This is a genomic window from Odoribacter sp. N54.MGS-14 (assembly GCF_000980295.1).
Lineage (GTDB): Bacteria > Bacteroidota > Bacteroidia > Bacteroidales > Marinifilaceae > Odoribacter > Odoribacter splanchnicus.
This window is the reverse complement of sequence record NZ_LARL01000036.1, coordinates 21,514-31,742: the sequence shown is the minus strand read 5'-3', so window position 1 is coordinate 31,742 and position 10,229 is coordinate 21,514. Positions and strand designations below refer to the sequence as shown.

Genomic DNA, 10,229 nt, shown 5'->3' with positions numbered 1-10,229 from the left:
GGGCCACCTCGAAATATCCCTCACCCGACAACCGGACCGCCCGTTTATCACCGGTAAACTTTTCCGGATAAATCAACGAGCTTTCTGAATTCAACCAAACTGTCGTTCCGTCTTCCAGGCGGATTTTATATTCTCCTCCGCGGGCTACTTCGATTTTTATGTCGGCCGGTTCAGTGGTAGCTTTCGATTCGATAGTACAGGCTTCAACATATTTCATCCAGGCTGTATCCTGTTCTTTTTCGTTTCCGAGGGCCACCTGCCGGCCATCGGGCAGGGACAATACCGCTTGTGTCTTTCCGGCTACCGGCACATCGTTCACAACAGACGATTCGGGAGGCCTGTTTTCCCGGGTGAATAAGACAGAAAACAGAACGATCATAAAGACTGCGGCAACCGAGGCTGACTGCCAAACCAAACGATGAATTTTGTGTTGCTGTATTTTACGCTGCGTACCCCGTATAAATCGTTCCGTATCAAACTCTGCCGCAGAGGAAATCGTCTGTGGTTTCGTCAAAAGCCTCCGGTAAAGCGCTGCATGCGCCTCCGATTCTTCCAGCCATCGGGAGAGTGCTTGCTGTTCTGCAGTGTCTAATTCGCCTATTTCCTGGCGCACGATGAGTTCAGCGATCTTTAATTCTCTCGTGTAATCTGTCATTATTCTATTTTTATATTAATAACACTCATTAGGTGAAAAAGTATATATGACGAAGGAAAAATTTTTATCATATTTTTTAAAGACAACTTCTACCTCCAACAAAACAGTATCTTTCAGGCAATAAAACACTAAAACTTTTAGGTTTTAGTGTTTTATACATATTTACCCAAAATGTAGGTTCAATTTTTTTCTTTTTATTCCGATTTCAGGTTCTGTGTCGTCAGACACCACCGGTCGGGCATCCGGAGAATCTAACCAGACCCCCATTCCTGCTCCAAAGGTCTTCCGGCACAAAACCCGGCATCTACCGTTAGCGTAAACCGGCAAAGAAAGGATAAGGAAAATTTACAGAATAAAAACACCGGATCATCTCTATCGAAGTATGGATAGCTGAGCTACTTTATCAGAATAATTTCCTGTAAGGCATCGATTTTGAAACCGATTTTACTACAAGAGATCGGAAAACCTCTGTTTCGTTGAAATTTATGGTTTCTAAGTCCGGTGGTGTCTGACGGAAACGTAACGTAAAGTTTTTTATATAACTGCCAAAGTTTTTTGTCTAACTTTTAGAATTCGCTTCAGTATCGAGACAGCTTGTTTTTATACCTGTACGATTTTACCGGACTTTACATACCATACATACCCCTCTACTTCTTTAAATCCCATTTTCCGTAAGGTATTACAATAAAAACCGACCTGTTTCAAATATTTATTTTCCTCACTTTGTCCGAATTTATAATCGATGATACGGACTACCGAACCGTTGAAAATAATTCGGTCCGGACGGGTTTTCCTGCCTCCGGGAAATAAAATATCCCTCTCATTCATAATATTATTTTCGGGTCCGAACCATTCAGAAGCTTGTGGGTTGGAAATATATGCTTCGATCTTCGCACAGTAAGCCTCCTTTTCCCGGATAGAAATCAATCCCTCCAAATAGGCTTGTTGAACAGCCTGTGACACATCCCCGGCATACCGGATGTGTTTAAAAATTTCATGCAATAATTTTCCTTCGTCGATCGCCGAAAGAGAAGCTTGCTGAGGCTCGGTATAGTCCCGGAATTTGTACTTGATACTGATTCTTTCTCCCGGTTGAAAAACCGGATAATTCTGAAGAGTAACAGAAGTCTGACCTGCTCCGGCTTTTGAAGGGAAACACTGTTTTTCTCCCAATGCGACCTGCATAGTTGCATTATCCACTAATTCGGTTTCAGCTAATACACTATAAATAAAAGCTCCGATATCCGACATCGAGATGCTACCGTCTTTATTGATTTTGGGAGAGTACGGACGTACATAAAGCTCGGTCTTGGCACGCGTCAGGGCAACATATAACAAGTTCAGGTTATCGATATAGGCTTTCAGGTGTTCGTCCAGGTAATCTTTTTTAAAGATGGTGTTCGTTAACTTGGAGGAATAGTTCAATGGAGCATAGTCTAATTGATTGAATCCTTGTTCGTTATTCATACACCAAATTCGTCTGACGGGCCGGACACTATCCAGTTCCCAGCTACAGAACGGCAAAAGTACGAATTCAAATTCCAGTCCCTTGGATTTGTGGATAGTTAAAATACGCACTGCATCGACTTCTTCGGAAGTGGTCAGTACTCTTTTACCCTGCTCTTTCTCCCACCAATCCAGAAATAAAGTTATACTATTGGAGTTATTGGTTTCATATTCATATATAATATCTTGAAACGCAATCAAATAAGGAATTTCTTCCCGTTTCTTACGAAGTGAAAATTTATCCAGAATAGTTTCAATCGTCTCATATAAGGAATAAGACATGATTTTATTTTTATCCAATTCAAAATCAGTTCCTAAGACCTCGAATAATTCTTTTTCCCCTATTCCGGAAAAGATATCGTGCAAATCCGGATTGTTCTCATCCTGAATAAAAACCCGATAAAAATAAAGAATCTGGGTCTTATTGACCATATCGTAGGGATCTACCATATATTTCAGAATGGCGATGATAAATTGTATATAGGGAGACGACCAGACGTACAACGAATCATTTGAGATAAAACCGATCGGCCGGTCAGCTGTCTTATTGTATTCCATCAGAAAATCGGCAACCAGCGCACCTTCCTTCCCACCCCTCACCAAAATAACGATATCTTTTAACTGTCCTCCCCTTTGCCGGATATCCCGAATGATTGCGATCAGGTCTGCCAGGATTATATTCTCCCCCCCTTCTGCCTTTTTGTCGGGGCCGAACACAATATCGACATATCCTTTTTTCTTTTTCCGGGGAATCTGTTGAAGTCCCTGATAAGCTTCAGCTATCGTTTTTTCCTTTACTTCCCCACCTGCATCGGCAATGTATAGATCGGTCAGCATACCGACTGCTTTCTCAAAGAAGGTATTATTGAAATTTACGATTTCAGGGGCACTACGCCAGTTATTTTTTAAAATGACGGTATTCACTCCCAAGCTGCTGAATTGCCGCTCTACCTCGTTGGCCAGCAGACTCCAATCTCCGTTTCGCCAACGGTAGATACTTTGCTTGACATCTCCCACAATCATAGTCCGGTACCCTTCCGATAAACTGTTTACCACCAGGGGGCGGAAATTTTTCCATTGCATCCCCGAAGTATCCTGAAATTCGTCGATCATCAGATGCTTATAATAATTCCCACACTTTTCAAATAAAAACGACGTATCGTTATCTGCAATCAGCATATTCAGAATATGCGTCGTATCACTCAGCAACATGAGCCCTTTCTCGTCACAATAGGCCCTAACCTCCTGATAAAGGTCATTTAAAATCCCCAACTGGTACAAATTATCGGACAGCATCCGGGCTGACAAATAATAGCTGTAATCCTGGTCGAACCGATTCAGAATATCCTGCAGGAGTTGCATAAGCCGGGGGCATATAGACCCGATGGTTGCTTTGCGGGGAGAAGTTTTGGTTACCCACGCCGCACTATCCTGAGCCCCCTTTCTTACGGTAGCCGTCGGTTCGTCGAAATTCCCGGCAACCAGTTTATAAAAATAAGATACACATCCTGCCTTTCCACCTTTAAAGTCGGTTTGTTCAAGCCCTTCGCTCCGGATCAATCCGATCGCTTCCTGTCCGATAGCAGCCTGCCGGCTTTCGTAAGCTTGAACGGTAGCGGTCAAAAAAGAGCGGTAATTCTTCAAAAATTCCTTATCACTGAATTTATCCAGAATATGCTTGTCAAAAAGCATGTAGTTCTCTTTGAACAGTTCTTCACCGAGCTCGGCTATTTTTGATTTGATACTCCACGATTTTCCCTCTTCTACATTACTACTCATCAATTCACTGATCCAATTTTTCAATCCCGGATTGTCTTTCACCTGTTGCATGACTTTGTCGACAGCTTTGAGCAATACAAAATCACTATCCAATTCTACATTATAGCCCGGAAAGATGCCCAATTCCCTGGTAAAAGCTTTGATAATGCGTTGAAAAAAACGATCGATCGTCGTCACTGCCAATCGTCCGTAATCATGCAATAACATTGTACGAAGCAAAACAGCTCTGTTTTTCAATTGCTCGTCGGTAAATCCGAATTCCTGCTTCAAGGCCTCTCCGTAATCACTTGTTTTCCCGTCTGCCAAACGATGCAGTTCATTGATAATACGCGACTTCATCTCTTCGGTGGCCTTATTGGTGAAGGTCACGGCTAAAATATTCTTATATTCAGTAGGAGAAGCAAAAATCGTCCTGAAATATTCCAGGGTCAGGGCAAAAGTCTTTCCTGCTCCAGCCGAAGCTTTATAAATATCTAACATATACTTTTCTGTTTTTAAGGCTCGGCAGGCAAAGTTTGTCGATCCAGAATTTCCATCTCTGTAATTCTCCGGCAAATGATTTCGAGATAATCTTTCAGGTAATTCACTTCTTCCCCTTTTAGCTTATTCTCTTCTGCCAGCTTCCGGCATTCCGATAAAATATCTCTTGCCTGTTCGAAATCTCCGGCATTTTCATACAACCATCCCAAATTAATCCCGGCCTGGACAGCTGTTTTAGGCGTCAATTTTAAGGCACCGGTCCATATATTGAATGCCTCTTCGCTATCACCATGCCTCAAAAAAGTATCCCCCAGCCGCAACACTTTCCCGGAAGTATACACTCTTCGCTGTGTTTTTTGCCACGAAGGAACCAAATGCCGGCCTGAAATCATTCCTGCTTCCCAAAAACTATTGCGGATACATTCCGGTATGTTATCGAACTCCCCGAGTTTTTCCTGATCCAGTTTAAAAGAGATCTTCACAGAATCGACCGGTTCGCCTTGTTCTTTATCGTACAACCGGGTAAACCAAATGGTATTTATCTCTCCTCCAGGATCTGCGTTATCATAATACTGTAGTTCTATGGATAAGAGGTAGTCCACGTGAAAATTCCGGCACATATTCATTATACTATCCGGAGCGAAAGGGGGCGGAGTAGAGGATTGGTTCCAATAGCCCATTTCCTGTTCTTTTAAACATATTATAGCATCTTTGTACCCCGAAGTTTCCCAGATAAATTTCACCCCTTCACAGAAATCTTCAAATAAATACTCCCGGTCTAATTCAGGAATATTCTTCATAAAAGTCAATATACTGTTTTCGTTGCGGATGTTTCTTTCTAGCAAAGCCAGTTTTTTTCCTTGTTCGATATGAAAACCGGCAGGTTGAAGTATCTCGATCGATAAGGTGCGATAGGTGGTACACGAACACAGGGTGGCCCCCCAAAGGCCCAAAATCAACCGGCGAAAAATTTTAGTAAAAACCATTCCATGCATAATAGCAAAAGTATTATCAACCCTAATATTTTTATCTCACTGAGGTCTGAAAATCCCGTTTCACTTTTGTATTCGGATATATATCTGTCATTTGAATTCAATTCATTCGTCAATCGGACCATATCCCGTACACTTACCGACTCCCCTCCGGTATGCCGGGCTATTTCTTTGAGTAAGGACAGATCGGCCACTAAACGATTCAATTCCGGATTATGGCTCTTCACATAAAAAATTCCCTTTTTGGTGAATCGTTCTCCTTTCAAATCTGTACTCAGACGAAAATTGTACTCTCCGGCCTGCAGGTTACCCAAAGTCATTCTATATTTTTCCCCGTTCCGATTGAAAAGATAGTTATACGTTTTCCCGCCAATATTTAATTCCATCTTTAGATCAGGAGTATTAATAAGTTCATAACTATCGTTATACAACTCTACATTAATCACAATCTCTTCCGACTCTTCGTAGAGAGGTTCAATGTCATCCACCAAGCGTTCCGTTCCCTGACGGGTAGTCAGATAATCCACAATTTTATTGATCAGCGTGTTGAACGGTTCGTGATTACCATTTTCCTGATAGGAATATAATCGCCATTTCCAAAGACCTTCTCCCCAAAAATAAGAAATTTTTTGTCCATTCAAATCATAAAAACCAAGAATTCCATTCGAAGTAGGTGTATTTTTAATTTTCTGACTGAATAAAATTTTCCCAGCACCGGTGTTGATCTCTCCAAAAGGTACGATTATAGGAGGGTAATCCTTATAAGCCGCTTTTTCCATCTCCGAGAATTCGAAATAGGAAAATTGTTCATTGATCTGCAAAGAGGCATATTCGGTTTGATCGGCACTAATATCGGAAGTGTATAAATTTTGGAGTTTGGAGAAACCAGCGATACATTCGGGTGTAGTCAATATATACCAAACCGACAATTTTCTGCGGTTTATTTCCTGCATCAATTGCTGATAGCCTGTACTATGCGGATCAGGATTATGCAAGATAACCAGATTAGCATTCAGACTATCCAGCGGTTCTTCCCAGCGATAAAGTTTACATCGGTATATACCGGATACATCGACTGCATTCTTAATTGCAGCAATATCCGGATGTGGAGCAGTGGTATAAATAGCAACTTTAGCAGAATTATCTATAATATTCACCCAGGTTTCTATCCGGTTGTTTTCATAAGTACGTTCCACCCTATCGTTTTCCAGTTCGACACTATACCGGAATATTCCTTTTTTCGGAGCTTCTACTTCGAAGGAGACTTCCTGAAAAAAATAATCTTGTCCAATAGTTAAAATCTGTCGGGCAATGACCTGATCATTTTGTTTTAAACTGCATTTTACCTGGCTTCCTTTCTGTTTTATGGCACCGACTTCGACTTTTATCGGAAAAATAGTATTTACAAAATTGAATTTATCCGTTTCCACATTCCGGATATAGACATCGGGATAAGCAACGGTATCCCCCAAAGCAACGGTATAGACCGGAAAATCAGGTGTTTTGTATTTCGGATTCACACCGGTATTGTAGATCCCGTCGGAGAATAAAATCATAGCCGCCGGGCGGCGGACGATAAAATGCTGGTCGGTATAGTCGAATACTGCTGAGATATTCGTGTATTGTTCCGAGAAATCGCATTCATCGTTTTGACGGATCGAAGCTCCGAAAGTTAAAGGAACGATATCGAACTTGCTTTTCAAAGCCTCGATCATCTTTTCTAAAGATGCCTTGTATTCATTCCGATAGTACAAAGAATCCTTCGTTTTTATCAGAGAAGCAGAATTGTCCTGAGCCAAGACCAGCAAAGGTTTCTCTTTCGTCTTTTCGACCCACGAAAAAGCAGGATTTAAAAGTAAAGCAAGTAAAGTAAAAATAACAATAAAACGAAGCCCGGAAATAAGCAGGGCCATTCCTTTAGAAATATCCGGTAATTTTGAAAGTTTCCTGAATTTAAGCCAGGCAATAACAAACGACAAACCTGCAATAGGCAAAAGCCATGCCATAGAATACTCAAATACCACCCCGAACCGCTTTAGCATACCCCGAAGCAGCGTTTTTTCTGCTTCGGAGCATCACCTATATTACATATTCATACCGCCGCAAACATGGATCACTTGTCCGGTAACATATCTGGACATATCCGAAGCCAGGAAGGTACATACATCGGCAATATCCTCAGGCGTACCTCCTCTTCTCAAAGGAATTTTAGCGGCCCATTCTTTACGCACATCTTCGGGCAACTGTGCCGTCATATCTGTAATGATAAATCCCGGAGCAACGGCATTGGCCCGGATATTTCTGGATCCCAATTCTTTAGCCACACTCTTGGTAAAACCGATAATACCGGCTTTAGAAGCAGAATAGTTCGCCTGTCCGGCATTTCCGCTCACGCCGACAACAGAGCTCATGCTAATAATCGAACCGCTTTTCTGTTTCAACATGATAGCCGATACGGCTTTGGTAAAATTAAATACAGATTTCAGGTTGACATTGATAACGGCATCCCATTGTTCTTCCGTCATTCTCATCAACAAAGTATCTTTAGTAATACCGGCGTTGTTTACTAAAATATCGATCCGGCCGAATTCTTTTGCAATCTCTTCTACAGTAGCGGCAGTCTGGGCAAAATCAGCAGCATTGGAGGCATACATTTTAGCTTTCACTCCACAAGCTTCGATTTCTTTTTCAGTAGCTTGTGCATTCTCGTCATATCTCAAATCCGTAAAAGCAATATTTGCACCTTGTTTGGCAAATGCCAGAGCCACCGCTTTCCCAATACCTCTGGAAGCACCGGTAATCAGTGCTGTCTTTCCTTCTAATAACTTCATAATAACAGTTTTACTTCAACTATAATTAATTAGACTTTTAACCGTCGTAACGATTAATTAAATTTTAAACCACAAAGATAATGAAACAAATGAAATGCCGAAAAAATAGACCGGATTAAAGCTCCAGTTTGAATCTTAAACGCAGACGGTTCGATTCAAAATCCCAGGATATAATCTTAAACTTTCCAATTTCGGCAGTCGTACCGACATGTTGTCCGATACAAGCACAAGTGTCGTACTCTCCGATCTTCACAATCCGTAAAGTAGCACTGGCATCTTCAGGAAGTTTACTCAGATCCACCCCTTCAGGCACCTCTTCCCGGGTAACAAAACAAGTGGTGACAGGTAAATCTTGTCCGATCACTTCGTTCACTCTGTTTTCTATTTCTGTGATCATTTCCGCAGTAGGCTCGACAGATAAAATATAATCGCATTTTGATTTTTTTCGTTCGATATGCGTATTTTTCGAACGTTCACAGCCGAACATCCGGATCATAGTCTGATTCAGTATATGCTCTGCCGTATGCATAGGAGGATACTCCTGTTTGTTGTGGCCGTTGAGTTGTATTTCTTGTTCCATATAGTTTTTTAGTAGAGACAAATATAGGTGTTTTTATATTTACGACATAAGAACAAAAGAACATATTTTTCTTAAATAATAGTCTGCATTTTTAAAGAAATCATTTTTTTAACGATTTTTGGATATAAAACACCCTCCATTCAAATATTTTATATAGATTTGTACGTGTTTGTGTGTAATTGAAATGTTAAAACCTAAAATAATCATTTTATATGTTGAAGTCTTACAATTTTCCTAGCGTATATGAAGCGACTAATCAGGAACTTGCTAACGTTGCAGAAAACATACTGGATGGGCTAAAGATCAATCTCGATGATACGGATTACATCGTCGGTAACCTGGCACTGGTCGAAGGCTATTCTCCACATAAGAGTATCAATGCAGCCCCGACAGACGAAGAGTATAAATTATTGAGTGAAGCCAGTTTGTTGCTTACCCAACCGAAAGGAGAAGAGGAAATCTATCTGACGACAGGATTCCCGTTCGCAACTTATATACTCTACCGGGATAAAGCGATGGAAGTCTTACAAGGACGACATATTATCAATTACGATGCTTCCACTTTCGGTGGTCCGAATACAACCAAACGTGAAGTGAACGTAGGTAAAGTCGAGATTATTCCTGAAATCATGGGATGTACGACAGCAATCCGCGAGGGGAACCTGCAAGAAAAAGAAAACTTTTTTATCGTCAGCCTCGGATACGGCACCTGCGAAGCCGTCGTTTCGACAAGAGCCGGACTGATCAACCGTTCAGCCGTCAGTACACACGGTATCCGTCATGCCGTAAATTTATTGGCCAATGAGCTCAGTAAAAATTTCTATCTGAACCTCAAAACAGAACACCAGATAGATGTAGCTTTCCAAAAAGGAAATATCACTGTAAACCGGGTTAAACACAACATATTGGATATACGTGAAAAAGTATTGAAAATGTACTATAATGAAATCGTCGCTCCTAATTTAAGAAGAGCATTTATAGACGATGATTTCAATAAATGTACGAAAATGTATTTAGTCGGTGGTGGTGCTTTGTATCCTGAACTGGTCGATTGCTTCAAAGAAGAATTCGGCGATATCGTATCGGTCAATGTATATCCTGAACCGGAGAAATGTGCTTCTCAGGGGTATTGTCTGAACTCTAAAATCAAATCTTCCGTCGCCCGTTCGAATATCCCGCATAATATTGAAGCGGAAGAAATTAAGATATTCAGAAATCCTCAGCTAGCTGTCGGTATCGATATAGGCAATGCGAATACTTGTGTCACCATCTACAAAGAAGGGGAATAAGCCAAAATTCAAATTCGATATAAAGAGTTGACCTTTTAAAGGCAACTCTTTTTCTTTTTTAGTTATTTTATTCCTACTTTTGCAAACGTTTAAAAGAAACTGGATAAAAAATACAAT

The 10,229-nt window shown here is 41.0% G+C and carries 7 protein-coding genes; 1 reads left to right on the top strand and 6 read right to left on the bottom strand.

Annotated elements, in window-relative coordinates; translation table 11 throughout:
* The 6 genes from WS42_RS08690 to WS42_RS08665 form a co-directional block, all read right to left on the bottom strand.
* Positions 1-655: FecR/PupR family sigma factor regulator (locus WS42_RS08690; RefSeq protein ID WP_046450985.1), on the bottom strand; the 655-nt coding region annotated here is incomplete at its 3' end.
* Between the two features lie 600 nt (positions 656-1,255).
* Positions 1,256-4,420 carry a UvrD-helicase domain-containing protein gene (locus tag WS42_RS08685; RefSeq protein WP_046450984.1) on the bottom strand — a complete coding sequence of 1,055 codons (3,165 nt, stop codon included), beginning with the start codon at positions 4,418-4,420 and terminating at the stop codon, positions 1,256-1,258.
* Positions 4,421-4,434: 14 nt separating this feature from the next.
* Positions 4,435-5,406, bottom strand: a complete 972-nt coding sequence (locus WS42_RS08680; protein WP_146752595.1) for a DUF6340 family protein — start codon at positions 5,404-5,406, stop codon at positions 4,435-4,437.
* On the bottom strand, positions 5,376-7,454 hold the full coding sequence (locus WS42_RS08675; RefSeq protein ID WP_046450983.1) for a hypothetical protein: 2,079 nt from the start codon (positions 7,452-7,454) through the stop codon (positions 5,376-5,378). Before WS42_RS08675 ends, WS42_RS08680 begins: the two co-directional genes overlap by 31 nt.
* 42 nt (positions 7,455-7,496) lie before the next feature.
* A complete protein-coding gene (gene fabG, locus WS42_RS08670; protein ID WP_013610994.1) occupies positions 7,497-8,243 on the bottom strand; it encodes a 3-oxoacyl-[acyl-carrier-protein] reductase in 747 nt (248 codons plus the stop codon).
* A 115-nt stretch (positions 8,244-8,358) separates the two neighbouring features.
* Entirely contained in the window at positions 8,359-8,823 is a 465-nt protein-coding gene (locus WS42_RS08665) for an alanyl-tRNA editing protein (RefSeq protein WP_041556339.1), read from the bottom strand.
* Between the two features lie 212 nt (positions 8,824-9,035).
* On the opposite strand from WS42_RS08665, the gene WS42_RS08660 reads away from it, so the two are divergent.
* Positions 9,036-10,112 (top strand): ParM/StbA family protein, encoded by a 1,077-nt coding sequence (locus WS42_RS08660; RefSeq protein ID WP_046405982.1) that lies wholly within the window; start codon positions 9,036-9,038, stop codon positions 10,110-10,112.
* Positions 10,113-10,229 lie beyond the last annotated feature (117 nt).